This is a genomic window from Streptomyces sp. NBC_01478, assembly GCF_036227225.1.
GTDB lineage: Bacteria > Actinomycetota > Actinomycetes > Streptomycetales > Streptomycetaceae > Streptomyces.
This window is the reverse complement of sequence record NZ_CP109444.1, coordinates 441,299-456,504: the sequence shown is the minus strand read 5'-3', so window position 1 is coordinate 456,504 and position 15,206 is coordinate 441,299. Positions and strand designations below refer to the sequence as shown.

Annotated in this window: 15 protein-coding genes; 7 read left to right on the top strand and 8 right to left on the bottom strand. The window is 71.8% G+C overall.

Features of this window, described 5'->3' with window-relative positions; all coding sequences use genetic code 11:
• Positions 1-96 precede the first annotated feature (96 nt).
• Positions 97-1,335 carry a molybdopterin-dependent oxidoreductase gene (locus OG223_RS01910; protein ID WP_329241372.1) on the top strand — a complete coding sequence of 413 codons (1,239 nt, stop codon included), beginning with the start codon at positions 97-99 and terminating at the stop codon, positions 1,333-1,335.
• Between the two features lie 322 nt (positions 1,336-1,657).
• On the opposite strand, the gene OG223_RS01905 is transcribed toward OG223_RS01910, so the two are convergent.
• The 3 genes from OG223_RS01905 to OG223_RS01895 form a co-directional block, all read right to left on the bottom strand.
• Positions 1,658-2,494: a class I SAM-dependent methyltransferase gene (locus OG223_RS01905; RefSeq protein WP_329241369.1), complete on the bottom strand. Its 837-nt coding sequence runs from the start codon at positions 2,492-2,494 to the stop codon at positions 1,658-1,660.
• Between the two features lie 62 nt (positions 2,495-2,556).
• Positions 2,557-3,174, bottom strand: a complete 618-nt coding sequence (locus OG223_RS01900) for a TIGR04282 family arsenosugar biosynthesis glycosyltransferase (protein WP_329241368.1) — start codon at positions 3,172-3,174, stop codon at positions 2,557-2,559.
• On the bottom strand, positions 3,171-3,929 hold the full coding sequence (locus OG223_RS01895) for a glycosyltransferase family 2 protein (RefSeq protein WP_329241366.1): 759 nt from the start codon (positions 3,927-3,929) through the stop codon (positions 3,171-3,173). The genes OG223_RS01900 and OG223_RS01895 overlap by 4 nt, the downstream gene beginning before the upstream one ends.
• A 104-nt stretch (positions 3,930-4,033) precedes the next feature.
• Here OG223_RS01895 and OG223_RS01890 point away from each other — a divergent pair, with 104 nt between their 5' ends.
• Together OG223_RS01890 and OG223_RS01885 are read left to right on the top strand one after the other, a co-directional pair.
• A complete protein-coding gene (locus tag OG223_RS01890; RefSeq protein WP_443073678.1) occupies positions 4,034-4,789 on the top strand; it encodes a response regulator transcription factor in 756 nt (251 codons plus the stop codon).
• A 2-nt stretch (positions 4,790-4,791) separates the two neighbouring features.
• Positions 4,792-5,904 carry a sensor histidine kinase gene (locus OG223_RS01885; RefSeq protein WP_329241364.1) on the top strand — a complete coding sequence of 371 codons (1,113 nt, stop codon included), beginning with the start codon at positions 4,792-4,794 and terminating at the stop codon, positions 5,902-5,904.
• 23 nt (positions 5,905-5,927) lie between these two features.
• Here the strand turns inward: OG223_RS01885 and OG223_RS01880 are convergent, their stop codons facing one another.
• The 3 genes from OG223_RS01880 to OG223_RS01870 all read right to left on the bottom strand — a co-directional run bounded on the left by OG223_RS01880 (position 5,928) and on the right by OG223_RS01870 (position 7,688).
• Positions 5,928-6,926 carry an NAD-dependent epimerase/dehydratase family protein gene (locus OG223_RS01880; RefSeq protein WP_329241361.1) on the bottom strand — a complete coding sequence of 333 codons (999 nt, stop codon included), beginning with the start codon at positions 6,924-6,926 and terminating at the stop codon, positions 5,928-5,930.
• 145 nt (positions 6,927-7,071) lie between these two features.
• Entirely contained in the window at positions 7,072-7,401 is a 330-nt protein-coding gene (locus OG223_RS01875) for a TfoX/Sxy family protein (RefSeq protein ID WP_329241358.1), read from the bottom strand.
• Between the two features lie 83 nt (positions 7,402-7,484).
• On the bottom strand, positions 7,485-7,688 hold the full coding sequence (locus OG223_RS01870) for a hypothetical protein (RefSeq protein ID WP_329241355.1): 204 nt from the start codon (positions 7,686-7,688) through the stop codon (positions 7,485-7,487).
• A gap of 647 nt (positions 7,689-8,335) precedes the next feature.
• Here OG223_RS01870 and OG223_RS01860 point away from each other — a divergent pair.
• Positions 8,336-9,556 (top strand): lactonase family protein, encoded by a 1,221-nt coding sequence (locus OG223_RS01860; protein WP_329241352.1) that lies wholly within the window; start codon positions 8,336-8,338, stop codon positions 9,554-9,556.
• A gap of 34 nt (positions 9,557-9,590) precedes the next feature.
• On the opposite strand, the gene OG223_RS01855 is transcribed toward OG223_RS01860, so the two are convergent.
• Together OG223_RS01855 and OG223_RS01850 are read right to left on the bottom strand one after the other, a co-directional pair.
• Positions 9,591-9,752 carry a hypothetical protein gene (locus OG223_RS01855; RefSeq protein ID WP_329241349.1) on the bottom strand — a complete coding sequence of 54 codons (162 nt, stop codon included), beginning with the start codon at positions 9,750-9,752 and terminating at the stop codon, positions 9,591-9,593.
• Between the two features lie 678 nt (positions 9,753-10,430).
• Positions 10,431-11,216, bottom strand: coding sequence for an AfsR/SARP family transcriptional regulator (locus OG223_RS01850; RefSeq protein WP_329241345.1), 786 nt, complete (start codon positions 11,214-11,216; stop codon positions 10,431-10,433).
• Positions 11,217-11,337: 121 nt separating this feature from the next.
• Between OG223_RS01850 and OG223_RS01845 the strand changes: the two genes are divergently transcribed.
• The 3 genes from OG223_RS01845 (at position 11,338) to OG223_RS01835 (ending at position 15,195) form a co-directional block, all read left to right on the top strand.
• The gene (locus OG223_RS01845) at positions 11,338-11,547 is read left to right on the top strand and encodes a hypothetical protein (protein WP_329241342.1); all 210 of its coding nucleotides are present in this window, start codon (positions 11,338-11,340) and stop codon (positions 11,545-11,547) included.
• A 68-nt stretch (positions 11,548-11,615) separates the two neighbouring features.
• Positions 11,616-13,943, top strand: a complete 2,328-nt coding sequence (locus OG223_RS01840; RefSeq protein WP_329241339.1) for a hypothetical protein — start codon at positions 11,616-11,618, stop codon at positions 13,941-13,943.
• Positions 13,936-15,195, top strand: coding sequence for a hypothetical protein (locus OG223_RS01835; protein WP_329241336.1), 1,260 nt, complete (start codon positions 13,936-13,938; stop codon positions 15,193-15,195). The genes OG223_RS01840 and OG223_RS01835 overlap by 8 nt, the downstream gene beginning before the upstream one ends.
• The last annotated feature ends 11 nt before the right edge of the window (positions 15,196-15,206 follow it).

Below are 15,206 nucleotides of genomic sequence, written 5' to 3'. Positions count from 1 at the left end.
GGGTGTGCCCGCTGGAGCCGCCGCTGGAGTGGACGTCAGGGTTTCGTCATGGTTTGCGAACCCGTTCGGGGGGTGTCCCCGGCCTACGGTCGGGGCATGCCACGCTCCCCCTCCTCACCCGCCTTCTGGCGCAGCCCGTTGCGCGGGCCCTGGTTCACCTCCGTGCTGGGTGTCGTGCTGCTCGTCGGGATCACCGTGCTGTTCGTGACGGGTCTGGTGTCGTACGCCGCCTACAACCCGGACCTGTCGCCGGTGAACGACCAGACCCCGGACAAGGGCCTGCTCGGCTTCTATCTCTTCTCCTGGCCCACCGACCCGTCCTGGCTGTATCGCCTCACGCAGGGTGTGCACGTCACCCTCGGCATCGTGCTGATCCCCGTGCTGCTGGCGAAGCTGTGGTCGGTCGTGCCGAAGCTGTTCGCCCTGCCGCCGGCCCGCTCCCTCGCCCACGCGCTGGAACGGCTCTCGCTGCTTCTCCTCGTGGGCGGCGGCCTGTTCGAGTTCATCACCGGCGTGCTCAACGTCCAGCTCGACTACATCTTCCCCGGCTCCTTCTATCCCCTGCACTTCTACGGCGCCTGGGTCTTCTTCGCCGCCTTCCTCGCGCACGCCGTGCTGAAGACACCCCTGGCCCTGCGCAACCTGCGCCACCTCCGAGACGAAACCCCTGTCGAGGAAAGGGAGTTGGTGTCCCCGAACCCCGCCGAACCCACCGTCTCGCGCCGTGGCGCCCTCGGTGTGGTGGGCGGCGGATCGCTGCTCCTGCTCGCCACGACGGCGGGCCGCAGCTTCGACGGACCATTGCGGGAGACGGCCGTCCTCGCACCGCACGGCGGGCCCGAACCGGGTTCCGGGCCCGGCGCCTTCCAGATCAACAAGACGGCGGCGGCGGTCGGCATCGACGCGCGGGAGACGTCCGAGGAGGCGTGGCGACTGGTGGTCGAGGGCAACGGCCGGACGGTCCGGCTGGGGCGGGCCGAGTTGCTTCAACTCCCGCTGCACAGCGCCGCGTTGCCCATCGCGTGCGTGGAGGGCTGGTCGACCTCCGACCAGTGGTGGCGGGGCGTACGGCTGCGGGACCTGGCGGCGCTCGTCGGCTATGAGGCGACCGTAGCGCCCGACGTCCTGGTGGAGTCGCTGCAGCGGCACGGGGCGTTCCGCCGGTCCGCCCTGCGTGACAACCAGGTCCGCGATCCGCGGTCCCTGCTCGCCCTGTTCGTCAACGGCGAGGACCTCACCCCCGACCACGGCTACCCGGCGCGCGTCATCGTCCCCGCGGCGCCCGGCGTACTCAACACCAAGTGGGTGGCCCGCATGACGTTCGGAGACCTGTGATGCGCATTCCGTTCAGGCGGCCGGCCCTCGGCAGCCCGCTGCAACTCCTGCTGCTGGCCTGCTCGTTCGCGCTCGCCGGGTATGCGGGGGTGCGGCTGCTCGCGGACGACTGGTTCGGGGTGGCGCTGTGGTTCGTGGGCGCGGCGCTGGTGCACGACCTGGTGCTGGTGCCGTTGTACGCGGGGGCGGACCGGGCCCTGGCGGGAGCGCTGGGTGCGGTCGGCCGCCGGACGTGGACGGTCTACGTCCGGGTCCCGGCCATGTTCTCCGGCCTCCTGCTGCTGGTCTGGTTCCCGCTGATCAGCGGGCAGGTCGCGGACCACTACAGGTCCGCCACCGGCCTCTCCGGCGACGGGTTCCTGGCCCGCTGGCTGCTGGTCACGGCGGTGCTGTTCGGGGGCTCGGCCGCGCTGCTCGTCCTGCGGTTGCGCAGGGCGAGGAAGGAGCGACCGCCGGCCGTCCACTGACCGTCCGGGCGCCACCCCGCCCGGCGGGCGTGGCGCAGCAGGGCAGGGGTGCCCAGGCGGGCCCACGGGAAGGCCGTACCGGAGGCGCCGCGGCCGTCGGCGACGTGTACCTGCACGCGTTCGTCGACGTCGACCGGCACGGTCTCGGCGATCAACAGCCCGTCGGGGGCGAGGAGTTGGGACATCCGGCGGAGCAGGGCGTGGGGGTTGCCGCCGATGCCGACGTTGCCGTCGATGAGAAGGGCGGTGTCCCAGCGGCCCTCGCCGGGGAGGGGGTCGAAGACGGACCGGCGCAGGGCCTGCCCGCCGAGGCGGACGGTGTGTGCGACGGCGGCGTCGCTGACGTCGATGCCCAGCGCTCGCCTCCCCTGCGCGGCGAGCGCCGCCACGAGCCGCCCGGGCCCGCATCCCACGTCGAGCACGGCCCCCTCGCACCGCCCCAGTACCTCCCGGTCCGCGGCATCGGCCTCGGCACACCAGCGCTCGACCTCCAGGGGCAGCAGCCAGCCGTCGGTACGGCGGAGGTAGAGGGGGCCGCGGCCGGTGCGCAGAGCGTCGGTGTACGGGTCGGCGGACCAGGGGCGTGCCGTGGCGTCGGGCGGCGCGGAGGGCAGTCGCCCGGCGGTCGGCGCGGACCGCTCGCCGAGATCCGCCTTCGGGTGGCTCGCGAGGCTCGGCGGGGGGTGGTTCATGAGGGCGGTTGCCGGGCTCCCCTTCGCTGTTGGTGCGGGACGCTCCGGCTCGTGTGCCGCGCTCACCGGGCGACTGCCGTTTGCAGCCTCGCCAGTTCCCTGGCGAACCGCCCCTCCGGTACCGCGGCGGCGACGAGTTCAGTGTCGTAGGTCGTGTCGACGTCGCGCAGACTCGGCAGGTCGCGGACGCGCAGGCCCGCGGTGGTCAGCCGGGCGCGCTGCACGGCGCCGGTGGTGGGCGTCGACATCGGTACCCCGCGCAGGAGTTCGGGGGCAGGGGCGGCGAGGCCCAGGGCCCAGAAGCCGCCGTCCTCGGCCGGTCCGAAGTACGCGTCGCAGTCGGCGAAGTCGACGGTGAGGAGCTCGGGTGTCACCTGCGGGGTGTCCATGCCGATCAGCAGCGCGGGCCCGTCGCAGCCGGCGAAGGCGGCGGCCAGCCGCTCGTCGAGCCCGCCGCCGCACTGCGGTACGACGTCGAAGCCCGGCGGCAGCCAGGGACCTGGCGTTCCGGCGAGCACCAGCACCCGTCGCCGTGCGGGCGTCGCCAGCACCACGTGCAGGGTGTCGACGAGCGACGCCTCGGCGAGCGCGGCGGCCTCCTCGGGCGTGAACGGCGGAGTCAGCCTGGTCTTCACCCGTCCCGGCAGCGGTTCCTTGGCGATGACGAGAAGGGTGGTCACAGGGAGTTCGCTCCTTGCGGTGCGGAGAAGGAGCCGGTGGCCGACACGCCCGTGGGCGCCGGGGGTTCGGCAAGGACACGGCGCATGTCCCGCACCGCCTGCCAGGTGCCGCGCCAGGTCCCGGTGACCTTGGAGGCGCCGGTGCGCGGCAGGTACGGCACGTCGTGCTCGGCGACGCGCAGACCGGCGTCCGCGGCGCGGACGACCATCTGGAGCGGGTAGCCGCTGCGACGGTCCGTCAGGCCGAGGGCGAGCAGATCCGCGCGGCGGGCGGCACGGAGCGGGCCGAGGTCGTGCAGGCGCAGTCCGGTGCGGCGGCGCACCATCCCGGCGAGCGCGAGGTTGCCGGCCCGGGCGTGCGCGGGCCAGGCGCCTCGTCCCTGCGGCCGGCGCCGCCCGAGCACCAGGTCGGCCTCACCGTCCCGTACCTCGCGCACGAAGGGCACCAGCAGGGACGGGTCGAGCGAGGCGTCGCAGTCGCAGAAGCACACGATGTCCGCGGTGGCGGCCACCAGTCCGGCGTGGCAGGCGGCACCGAAACCGCGCCGCTCCTCGTGCACGACGGTGGCACCGAGGCTATGGGCCAGTTCCGCCGAACCGTCCGTGGACCCGTTGTCCACGACGAGCGCACGCCAGCCGGCCGGGATGCGGGCCAGCACCCAGGGCAGGGCCTTGGCCTCGTTCAGACAGGGGAGGATCACGTCGACAGGCGCCGTGTCCGGTTCCGTTGCGGGGGAGGTCGTCACGGCTTTCACCCTACGGGCGAGAATCGGGCATATCGGGCTTCGGGTCCTTACGAAACGCGGACGTCGAGACACGAATACGGGTGGCGAGCGCGGCCGGTGGGACGCTGGACGGCATGCAGCAGCCGTACGAATCCCCAGCCGCCGTACCCGTCCTGAGCAGGCCTCAGGACACGATGCGCGTCCTCGTCGTGGACGACGATCCGACCGTCGCCGAAGTCGTCTCCGGGTATCTCGACCGGGCCGGATACGTCGTGGACCGCGCCGCGGACGGGCCGGAGGCTCTCGCCCGGGCCGCCGCACACTGGCCCGACCTGGTGGTGCTCGACCTGATGCTGCCGGGTATCGACGGCCTTGAAGTATGCCGCCGGCTGCGCGGGCACGGGCCCGTGCCGGTCATCATGCTCACCGCGCGCGGCGACGAGGACGACCGGATCCTGGGTCTGGAGGTCGGCGCCGACGACTACGTCACCAAGCCGTTCAGCCCCCGTGAACTGGTCCTGCGCGTCGAGTCGGTGCTACGGCGCACTCGGCCCGCGACCGCCGCACGCACTCTGCGATCGGCCGGACTCACCGCCGACCCGGTCGGCCGCCGCGCCACCAAGAACGGCGCCGAACTCGCCCTCACCCTCAGGGAGTTCGACCTCCTCGCCTTCTTCCTGCGACACCCTGGGCGGGCGTTCAGCCGGGAGGATCTGATGCGGGAGGTGTGGGGGTGGGACTTCGGTGATCTGTCGACCGTCACCGTGCATGTGCGGCGGCTGCGAGCCAAGGTCGAGGACGATCCCGGGCGGCCCCGGCTCATCCAGACGGTGTGGGGCGTCGGATACCGCTTCGAGTCCACCGGCACAGTCGGCACCGGGGAGGGCTGATCATGCGCGACATGCTGCTCATAGCCCTGTTCGCCCTCCTCGGGGCCGCCGCGGCCGGGGTGCTGGGTGTGGGCGCGCTGTGGTCGCTGCGCCGGCGTTCGCTCACCACCTCCGTCGCCGTGGTCGCGGCCGTCGCCGTGACCGCGATGCTCGCCGGCACGTTGGCCGTGGCGCAGGCGATGTTCCTCTCCTCGCACGACCTGACCGTGGTCACCACCGTCGTCGCCATGGCGGCCGTGGTCTCGCTGGCCACGGCCCTGCTGCTCGGCCGCTGGGTCGTCGCCCGCAGCCGTGAACTCGTCCTCGCCGCCCGTGACTTCGGCGACGACGGCGACTTCTTCGCCCCGCACCGTCCGGGCACCGCCGAACTGGCCGACCTGAGCCGGGAGTTGGCCGCGACCAGCGCCAGGCTCGCCGAATCCCGCAACCGTGAACGGGCGTTGGAGTCGTCCCGGCGCGAACTCGTCGCCTGGATCTCCCACGATCTGCGCACCCCGCTGGCCGGTCTCCGCGCGATGTCCGAGGCACTGGAGGACGGCGTCGCCGCCGACCCCGCCCGCTACCTCCGCCAGATCCGCACCGAGGTCGAACGCCTCAACGGCATGGTCGGCGACCTGTTCGAACTCTCCCGCATACACGCCGGGACGCTCACTCTCTCCCCTTCGCGGATGTCCCTGTACGACCTGATCGGCGACGCCCTCGCGGGAGCCGATCCGCTCGCACGTGAGCACGGCGTACGCCTGGTCGGCGACTGGATCGAGCCGGTGCCGGTCGAGGTGGACGGCAAGGAGATGAGCCGGGTGCTGGGGAACCTGCTGGTCAACGCGATCCGGCGGACACCGGCCGACGGCACGGTCGCCGTCGCCGCCGAGCGGTCGGCCGAGGGTGTCGTGCTGTCCGTGACCGACGGCTGCGGCGGTATCCCGGAGGAGGATCTGCCGCGGGTCTTCGACACCGGGTGGCGTGGCACGCACGCGCGGACCCCGCCGGCCGGGGCCGGGCTGGGGCTCGCGATCGTGCGCGGCATCGTCGAGGCGCACCAGGGGCGGGCCGCCGTACGGAACGTGTCCGGCGGCTGCCGCTTCGAGGTGACCCTGCCCATGGCCGAGGCGTGAACGCCGGAGGCGTCGTCGGCCGGCTACTGCTCCCCGCGCAGCTTCGACGTCGCGAACTCGCGCATCCCCTCCGCGAATTCGACCTCGGCCTTCCAGCCCAGCTCGGCCCGTAGCCGGGACGAGTCCGCCGTGATGTGGCGGACGTCGCCGAGCCGGTACTCCCCGGTCACCACGGGCTCGGGCCCGCCGTACGCGGCAGCCAGCGCCCGCGCCATCTCGCCGACCGTGTGCGGGTCCCCGCTGCCGGTGTTGTACGCGGTCAGCGCCCCCTCCCGGGGCTCGGACTCCAGCGCCGCCACATTGGCCGCCGCCACATCCCGTACGTGCACGAAGTCCCGCCGCTGGCCGCCGTCCTCGAACACCCGAGGGGCCTCACCACGGGCGAGCGCGGACCGGAAGAAGGAGGCGACCCCCGCGTACGGGGTGTCGCGCGGCATCCGCGGGCCGTACACGTTGTGGTAGCGCAGCGACACCGCCGAACCACTCGTCGACCGCGCCCACGCCGCCGCCAGATGCTCCTGGGCCAGCTTGGTCGTCGCGTACACGTTCCGGGGGTCGACCGGAGCGTCCTCGCCCACCAGCCCCGGCGCCAACTCCTCACCGCAGTCCGGACACCGGGGCTCGAAACGCCCCGCGTCCAGATCGGCCACGGCCCGAGGCCCCGGCCGCACCGGCCCGTGCCACTCACAGGCGTAGGAGCCCTCGCCGTAGACGACCATCGACCCGGCGAGCACCAGCCGGCGCACCCCCGTGTCGGCCATGGCGGACAGCAGTACCGCCGTACCGAGGTCGTTGTGCGACACGTAGTCGGCCGCGTCGCCGAACCCCGTCCCCAGCCCCACCATCGCCGCCTGATGACACACGGCGTCCACATCCGGCAGCACGGCCGCGACCGCCTGGGGACTGCGCACGTCGTGGCCGTCGCGCAGATCGAACACGACCGCCTCGTGTCCGCGCGCGGTCAGTGCCTCGACGACATGGGACCCGATGAACCCGGCACCGCCGGTGACCAGTACTCGCATACGCCCGACGCTAGGACCGAGACCCCGCCGCTCGGCAGCACCACGCCCGTCATGTCACCGGCCCGTAAGACCTGCGCCGAACCTCGGCAGTGCCGACCGAGACGCTCTGGTCCGTCAGCCAGGCACGGGTGCGGTCCGGTTCAACTCACTTGGGCGGCAGACTCGCGGCGAAGCCGTGCCCCTCGTCGACCCATCGGCCGAGAGCGTCGTCCTCGGCCAGGACGGAGGAGTCGACCAGGATCCAGCCGCGCATCGGGCGGCCGGTCATGTCGAAGACGCGGGTACCGGGCTGGGCCAGGGCCGCTTCGGTGTGCTCGGGCCTGACGCGCACCATGAGGTCGCCGCCGCTGATGCCCACGGCCATGTTCCCTCGGTACAGGAAGGCGATCCCGCCGAACATCCGCTTCTCGGCGATGTCCGGGTCCACTCCCAGCCGTGCGCGGACGCGTTCGGCCAGCCCTTCGTCGTATGCCATGGGGGTTTCTCATTTCGTGCCGGTGAGCCTGAGTTCGAGGTCGCGCAGATCCTTCCCGATCGAAGTGCGGACCTGGCGGGCCATCAGGGGCGCGGCCATCCGGTAGAAGCCGCCCCCGCCGCCCTGGACGCGGATACGGGCCGTCGTCCCGGTGGGATGTCCCGCTCGGTCATGGTGATGCGGCCGTAGACGTACACCGAGCCCGGGATGTAGTCCTCGAAAAAGCGGTCCTGGATCGGAACGTCGAAGTCCGCGTCGCTCAGCGTTGTGGTGGCGGTGGTCGTCATTGGCGGCACGATAGCCGCGGGCGATGGCCCGCAGGTATGGACAACTGCCGCTCGGAGGCCCGGACCCCGAACCGGGCTCCAGGAAATGAAGTAGGCGATGCCGGCCCTCCTGGCGTGGTCGTGAGGCATGCCTGCGGACCACGTACGTTCGCCGGGTTTGGTCAGAGGGCTTTTGGGCCGTGGGCGGCCCCAGAGTTGCCGGCGTTCGCTCACAGGACGGTGTGGTCGGGGTGGTCGGAGTTGCCCTTGACGAAGTTGCGCAGGGGCCCGAACCGGGCCTCGATCGGGTTGGCCCACGATGCGCTCGTCGGCTTCAGGCACAACTCGGCTTGTTCTTCCTGGCCACGCTCTGGATCGCCTTCGGCGCCGAGAGGCTGTGGTCACCGCCTTTGCGTCGGCGGGTCACCCCCAACTGGTCATCACCGAGGGATGTCGACCGAGGAGGCGCACGAGGGCCAGGAAGCGGTGGCGACCTTGAAGCGAGTGGGGCGTGCGGCAAGGCTTTCCTGCAACTCCTCCCCGCGCGCGGGGAGTTGTTACGGGATGCTGACGTGGCGGTCGAACCCCTACTGCCGCGCTCGTCTCATGGGCAACTCTGGTCCCGCCCCCACTGACTCGTGTGGTGGCGAAGGCCCGAGGAGCGTTCTATGAGCAGGCACACCAGGCGAAGGTCACCGTTACAGATCAAGCTGACAGTCGCCGGAGCGGGAATCCTCGCCGCCGCGGCGGCCGTGACGGCGGTGACTGTCGCCTCGGCGGGGGAGGCCGCGCACGGGCACGACGCAGTGAAGAAGGCCGAGGCCGGAGCCGACCATGCGGTCTTCGTGCAGGGCGACGAACTCGAGGGCAACACGATCCACGTCTTCAAGCGCGCCCAGGACGGCACACTGAGCGCGGCGGGCAGTTACGCGACCGGCGGCAAGGGCGGCGACCAGGTCGACGCGCCCACCGACTCGCTCGCCTCCCAGGGCTCACTCGTCTACGACGACCGGTCCGGGCTGCTCCTCGCGGTCAACGCGGGCAGCAACACCGTGACGTCGTTCCGGGTCGAGGGACAGAAACTGACGAACCGTCATGTTATCGGTTCGGGAGGGGACTTCCCCGCCTCGATCGCGGTCTCGGGACGCATCGCCTACGTCATGAACGCGGGCGGCGCGGGCAGCGTGCAGGGGTTCCGCCTCACGGCCGCGGGCCTGGCGCCGTTGAGCGGCGCGCACCGTTCGCTCGGGCTGGACAACAAGAAGGTGCCGCTGTTCAGCAGTTCGCCCGGCCAGGTCGCGTTCACCCCGGGCGGCCGTGAGTTGGTCGTCACCACCAAGTCCGCCAACACCCTCGAGGTCTTCCCGGTGGCACACGACGGACGGCCGGCGCGACGGGCCGTGGTCAACGACTCCGCCGGTGCCGTGCCGTTCGCCATCACCTTCGACAAGGCCGGCCGGATGCTGGTGGCCGAGGCCAAGGACTCGACGGTCAGTACGTACAAGGTGCGCGCCGACGGAACCCTCAAGGTCGTCCAGAAGAGTCTGCCCAACGGCCAGGACACGCTGTGCTGGCTGGAGCGCGCCGGGGACTTCTTCTTCGGCGGCAACACCGGCAACTCGACCGTCACCGGTTACCGCACGGACCGCCACGGGAAGCTGGCGCTCACCAACGACGTCGGTGTCGCCACCCCGCCGTCGGCCAAGTCCCAGGGCGTCATCGACCTGGCGGTGACCCGGGACCAGAAGTTCCTCTACGTGCAGAACGCGACGTCGGGCACCGTCGACGGCTTCCGCGTCGGCCGCAACGGCTCCCTGACCAAGGTCGGCACGACCACTGGACTGCCTCCCTTCGCCGAGTCCGGCATGGAGGGCATCGCCGCGGTGTAAAGAAGCGGCCATCGCGGCCAGGGCGCCCCGGACATCACCTGTCCGGGGCGCCAGGCACTGTCCGCGCGGCACGGCGTGCCCAAGCGCCGACCGGCACTCCGTGCCCGTCGGCGAAGATCCGCCGGCGCCGGCCGTTGCGGAGGCCGTAGAACGTGCCGTCGTACTTCAGGGGGAGGTCGGTGGTGTCCAGGTTCACGGTGGACGGCTGCGCGATGGTCGTGCGGTGCGGATCGGCGAGGTGCCGGCGCGTGTGCGATGTGATCGCGTTGCAGGAGGCTGGGTGACCACGTGCCGGAGCAGGCGAGTCTTTCAGTTCACGATCAGCGCCACAGGACTGATGGCGATGGCGAGCCCCTGCGTCCACGAAGGCGGTTTGGTCGAGCCGGCCGGGGTCGGGGACGCAGGGGCTCGCCATCGGCCGGTGTCCCATAGGTCGGCCTTGTCGAGCCTCTTGTCGAATGACCCGTCGTGCTGCTGGACGCGTCCGTCGAGGAATTCGATGTCCCTGGCCTGAGCCTGGGCGATCGGTCTTCTTGGAGTTGCGTCGCATACGGATCGTGAGTGATGGGGCACGGCCGACGGCAGTGACGGACTGCCGGCGGCACTCACTTGTCCGGGTGAACCGGCGACTGCCAGGGATCTTCCGGGGTTCATGTCGGCGAGCCCGGCAGTGGAAGCCGGAGTCGGCTCTCATCGCTGAAGCGCCGTTTGCGGGAGGTGCGTTGCCTGGGTCCCTCGGAGTGTCTGATGGGGCGGAACTGGGCAACGCCTACCCGCCGGGGCGGTCGACCTTGGCCCATGTGGGCATCGCCGCCGACACGACTGGCCGGTTCATCTACGTGGGACATACGGAATCGGGCCTGCGGCCGGAACCTCAGTCCGACGGCACGCCACCCAGATGCTTCGCGACTACGGGCTCGCCCGCCGGCCACGGCACCCGGCCGACCAGTGCGTCGGAAGGGACCATCTGCATCTCGTCCCAGAGGAGCCGCGCGTACTGGTCGACTTGTCTGCGGGCCTCCACGACGTTGCCTTCAGCCAGGTGGACGTCGACCAACGCGGCACGGGCTGATTCCTGCAGGGGTTCCGCGGTGATCGCCGTGTAGGCGGCGTTGAGGGCTGGTACGAACCGGCCGAGCCGGCGCAGCCGGTGGGACAGCGCGACCAGGGCGTGGATCCGCACTTGACGGATGCGCTCTCGTTCCACGATCAGCCATTCCTCCTCCCAGCCCGGTAGAAGGTCTGCGACCAGGCCTGTGGTCGCGGTGTCGTCCGGTGCGAGATCGCCGTCCTCGTTGAGCAGCCGTCCGGCCTGGCTCAGACTGTGCTCGACGTCGACTTCGACGAACGCGCTGAGGTAGACGTGCCCGCGATCGGCGTGCACGAGCCGGTCGTCGGCCTGGCGGATCCGCCAGATCGCCGTGCGCAGGCTCGCCTGAGCGCGTGGGCGCGGACCGTCGCACCAGAGTTGTTCGGCCAACGCCGTGCGGTGCGGTGTCATGCCGGACGGGCGTGACAGTGCCAGGAACGCCACCACCCGCTGGGCATGGGTCGGTAACACGACTTCGTGGTGCCCGACGTCGAGACGGAAGTCGTTGAGGAGGTGCACCAGCATGGGAGCGGAGCGCGTCGCGGAATCGGGCCAGGGAGGGTGCGCCATGTGCACCTCCTCCGCGTAAGTTCGCGGACTCTATCGTCGCACCGTGTACGCGGGCGTCAATCCACCGTGAACGCCCCACGCGTTGATGGAAGGGAGACGGGCCGTCCGGATACTCGCCGCCATGGAATCCCAGCCGTGGCGCGTCGTTGTCGTACGGGCTTGGCTGCACGACGGCAAGGTGGTCGCCGTACTGCTGGTGGGGGCCGAGCCGGGTTCGCCCGTGCCCGTGCGGCGTATCGCGGCAGGCTCGGCGGAGGAGGCCGGTGTCGTCCTCGCCGCTGTTCTGGGGGAGTTGGCGGAGGATCCCACGGACCCGGAGACGAACGATTGACGCGGTGCGCTACGGGCGTCCCGCACGCTGTCGCCCACCTCCGCGTCGGAGGGCAAGGAGGCAGGGCGATGGATGTGTTGGCCACGAGCCCGACCGCACCCGAACTGCAGTCCCCGTTCGCGGGTTTCGCCGGTCTGTCGGCGGACCCTGCCGATGTGGGCGAACGTCCACAGCCGACGACCGGTGCGGTGCTCGACTCGCCGTTCGGCTCGGGACTGCACACCGAGGAGGCCGACGCGGGCGAGGACGTGCTCACCGAACTCCTCGGCGAGCTTGCCGACGACGAGTTCGAAGACGCCGTGGCCCAGCTCGTGGACGACGCCGCCGCAGCGCACTTGCAGGGTGAGACCGCGTGGTCGGCCGGTGAGGGCTCCCAGGCCGGGTTGCAGAGCTGGGCCGAGTCGCTGGCGGAGCAGTCCGACCGGCTGCTCGACGGCGTCGCCGCCCGCCTGGAGCACGAGGATCTCACCGCCATGCCGGCGCGTGCACTCGACGCCCTGCTGGAGTCGTTGGCCCCGGCCCTGGAACCGGTCGGCCCGCGCGAGGTCGTGTTCGAGCAGTTCCTGGGAGGGCTGCTGAAGAAGGCGGGCAGTCTGGTGAAGGGCGTCGTCAAGATTGCGCAGAAGGGGATCAGCGTAGTCTCGAAGATCCTTCCGATCGGGATACTGCTCAAGAAGCTCGGCGGTCTCGTCCGGCCGCTGCTCGCGCGCGTGATCAAGTCGGCGATGAACCGCCTGCCCGCCGCGGTGCGGCCCATCGCGGAGCAGATCGCGAAGAAGCTGGGCGTCGCCGGTGGCGCGGGTGCGGCCAGGGGCGACGCCGGTGCGACCGGTACGAGTGATGCGGAGCCGTCGGCCGCCTCCCGACTCGCCGGCGAGTTCGACCGCGAGGTGGTCGGTCTGCTGTTGGCCCCCGACGAGATCGCGGCGGACGGTGTGCTCGCGGAGGCGGCCGCCGATGCCCAGGCCGAAACGCCCGACCCGATCGGTGAACTCGACGCGGCCCGCCGTGAACTGGGCCGACGACTCACCGAACTCCCCGCGGGCGCCTACCCGAAGCCGGAGATCCAGCAGTTCCTCCCCGTCGTGATGGCGGCGCTGCCGTTGATCAAGCTCGGGCTCAAGATCATCGGTCGGCAGCGGGTGGTCGACTTCATCGCCGAGCGCATCGCCGACCTGCTGCGCACCATGGTCGGACCCGGCCCGGCCAAGCAGATCGCCCGCCCGATCGTCGATGTCGGCATGAGGCTCATCGGCCTCGAAGTCCCGCCGGAGGCCGAGAGCGACGTCGCCGGGGAGGCGCTGGCCGCCACCGTGGAGACGACGGCACGCCGGGCGCTCGCGCTGCCTGCGGCAGTGCAGGACGACCGGCTGCTGCTCGACGCCGCCGTCCAGCAGTTCTTCGCCGAGGCCGCCGCCGCCCAGCTCCCCGGCAGGTTGTTACGAGCAGACCTGCCCGAGCGGGAGTCGGATCACGAGAGTGGGGTGTGGGTCCTGATGCCGCGGGCAGCCGCCCCCCGCTACCGCTTCCTCAAGTACACACGGCCGGTCGAGATCCAGATCAGCAGGCAGGTGGCACGGGCGGTGCCGTGGTCCGACGGCGGGACGCTGGAGTCGCACCTGCTCGACCGCGGCGTACGGCACTGGCCCACGGCCGCCGAAGCCCACCTCTACGAGATGCTCCCCGGTGGCCACCTCGGGCACCTCCGCCACGACGACAGCCTCCGCGGGGGCGCCGGGGAAGCGGAAGGCATCGCCGGGGAAGTGGCGCCGCTCACCCCCGAGATCGCCGGACTGCTGCTCGGCGAGCCGGGCCTGGGCCGGCCCGCGCCCGCGTCCGGACGTGGTGGGCCGGCGGTCCGGCCGGGCGCCGCTCCCGGCCGCCGGTTCGTCCGGGTGCGGCCGAAGGGGCACGTGGCAGGCCGGGTGGCAGGGCGTTCTGCCGGGCCACGCGCACGGGTCGGCGTGTACCTCGACTCCGCCGCCACCCCGCCGCGGCTCAGGGTCGCCCTGCGGCTGAGCGAACGGCAGGCCCAGGAGATGCTGGACCTGTTGACCAGGGCCGAGGGCCCGGACCTGCCCGGCGCGCTGCGCAAGGTCCAGCAGGTGCACCAGAGTTCTCTCGTGTCCAGGCTGACCGACCAGATGATGAAACGGTCCCTGCTGCCGGACGCGGCGGCCGCGCGGGCAGCCGCGGAGCATCTGGCGACGGCTGTCGACACCGGGCTCTCCGCGATGTTGCAGGGGCAGACGGCACAGCTCACCGAAGCGGTCCGCGACCCGGCCCAGGGCCTCACGATCAGGTTGGTGTTCGAAGGCGTCACGCGGGAGAGTCTGCGGGGCACGCCGCCCGAGCCGACCGTCACGGTGACTCCCGGCTGGCGCTCCGGTGGCTGAGCCGGGGGTCGACGTCCTCGCCGCCCAGCTCGCGGCGGAGCTGCGGCACTGGCGCCGGGCCGCGCATGAGCTGACCGACCTCGACATGGTCGCCGCGCCACAGGCCTGGGCCGGTCTCGAGTCCTACCTCGGCACCGGCGTCCGCGCCGGGCTGACGAGGTCGGCCGAGGCGGTGGTCACCCGCGCCGATCAGCTCGCGGCTCAGTTGCCCGGCGCCACAGCCGGAGACGATCTGGCCCGGCTCCGAGACCGGGTACTGTCCCTGCGCCAGGCATACGTCCGCGCCGAGACGGTGATCGACTTCTTCGGCGACGCCGTCGGTACGCGCACCAATCCACGCCTGGCGGAACTCCTGCGCGGCCTGGACCTGTTGGCCGTCGATGCCATGGACCGCGTCCTCGGGCCACTCGGCATCCCGGTCCCTCCGGTGCTGGTCTACCTCGACAAGGGCCTCGGAGCATCGATCCTGCGCGCCGGGATACGGCTGTGGGACGCGTCGCGCTCCCCGGCCGCCGCGATCAAGATCACTCGGCACAACCTGCTGCGGCCCACGTCGATGCTCCACGAAGGCGGCCACCAGGTCGCGCACCTGACCAACTGGACCGACGAACTCGCCACCACCCTGCACGAGGTGCTCGCGCCTGCCTCGCCGATTGCCGCGGAGGCCTGGCGCGGCTGGGCGAGTGAAGTAGCCGCCGACGTCGTCGCGTTCGTCCTGACCGGCTACGCGCCCGTACCCGCGCTGGCCGATGTCGTGGACGGCACCACCGCCGCCGTGTACCGGATGCCGCCGGGCGATCCGCATCCGATGGGCCTGCTGCGGGTCGCGTTCAACGCCGCGCTCTGCCGGTACTGGTACGGCGCCGGGGCATGGGACGACCTCGTGCGCGTCTGGCTGCACCGCCATCCCGTGCAGGCCGCGCCGCCGGAGGCCGCGCTCGTCGCGCGGGCGACGTTGCCCCTCCTCCCGGAGATCGTCCGGGCGTGCACGGAGCGGCCGATGCGGGCCTTCGGCGGCCGGCCTCTCTCGGCGCTGGCCGATCCGCGACGGGTGGCGCCCGACGAGCTGCGAAGGTTCGCCGACGGGGCCGGGGCGGCGCTGTACACATCGAGCTATCTGCAACGGCTCGAACCCATGCGGATCCTGGCCTGGACCGTACTCCGGTCGCAGCGCCCCGATGACAACGCCGACCGCGACCTGGAGACATGGCTGCGCCGCCTCGGCGCGGACCATGCGATTGCCGCAGCCTGACCAGGGAGACC

What these genes read in the sequence shown, in the direction of transcription:
- OG223_RS01910 (WP_329241372.1), top strand. Translation starts at nt 97, where the DNA reads ATGCCACGCTCCCCCTCCTCACCCGCCTTCTGGCGCAGCCCGTTGCGC.
- OG223_RS01885 (WP_329241364.1), top strand. Translation starts at nt 4,792, where the DNA reads ATGCGCGACATGCTGCTCATAGCCCTGTTCGCCCTCCTCGGGGCCGCC.
- OG223_RS01840 (WP_329241339.1), top strand. Translation starts at nt 11,616, where the DNA reads ATGGATGTGTTGGCCACGAGCCCGACCGCACCCGAACTGCAGTCCCCG.
- OG223_RS01905 (WP_329241369.1), bottom strand. Translation starts at nt 2,494, where the DNA reads ATGAACCACCCCCCGCCGAGCCTCGCGAGCCACCCGAAGGCGGATCTC.
- OG223_RS01880 (WP_329241361.1), bottom strand. Translation starts at nt 6,926, where the DNA reads ATGCGAGTACTGGTCACCGGCGGTGCCGGGTTCATCGGGTCCCATGTC.
- OG223_RS01890 (WP_443073678.1), top strand. Translation starts at nt 4,034, where the DNA reads ATGCAGCAGCCGTACGAATCCCCAGCCGCCGTACCCGTCCTGAGCAGG.
- OG223_RS01845 (WP_329241342.1), top strand. Translation starts at nt 11,338, where the DNA reads ATGGAATCCCAGCCGTGGCGCGTCGTTGTCGTACGGGCTTGGCTGCAC.
- OG223_RS01860 (WP_329241352.1), top strand. Translation starts at nt 8,336, where the DNA reads ATGAGCAGGCACACCAGGCGAAGGTCACCGTTACAGATCAAGCTGACA.
- OG223_RS01875 (WP_329241358.1), bottom strand. Translation starts at nt 7,401, where the DNA reads ATGGCATACGACGAAGGGCTGGCCGAACGCGTCCGCGCACGGCTGGGA.
- OG223_RS01870 (WP_329241355.1), bottom strand. Translation starts at nt 7,688, where the DNA reads ATGACGACCACCGCCACCACAACGCTGAGCGACGCGGACTTCGACGTT.
- OG223_RS01850 (WP_329241345.1), bottom strand. Translation starts at nt 11,216, where the DNA reads ATGGCGCACCCTCCCTGGCCCGATTCCGCGACGCGCTCCGCTCCCATG.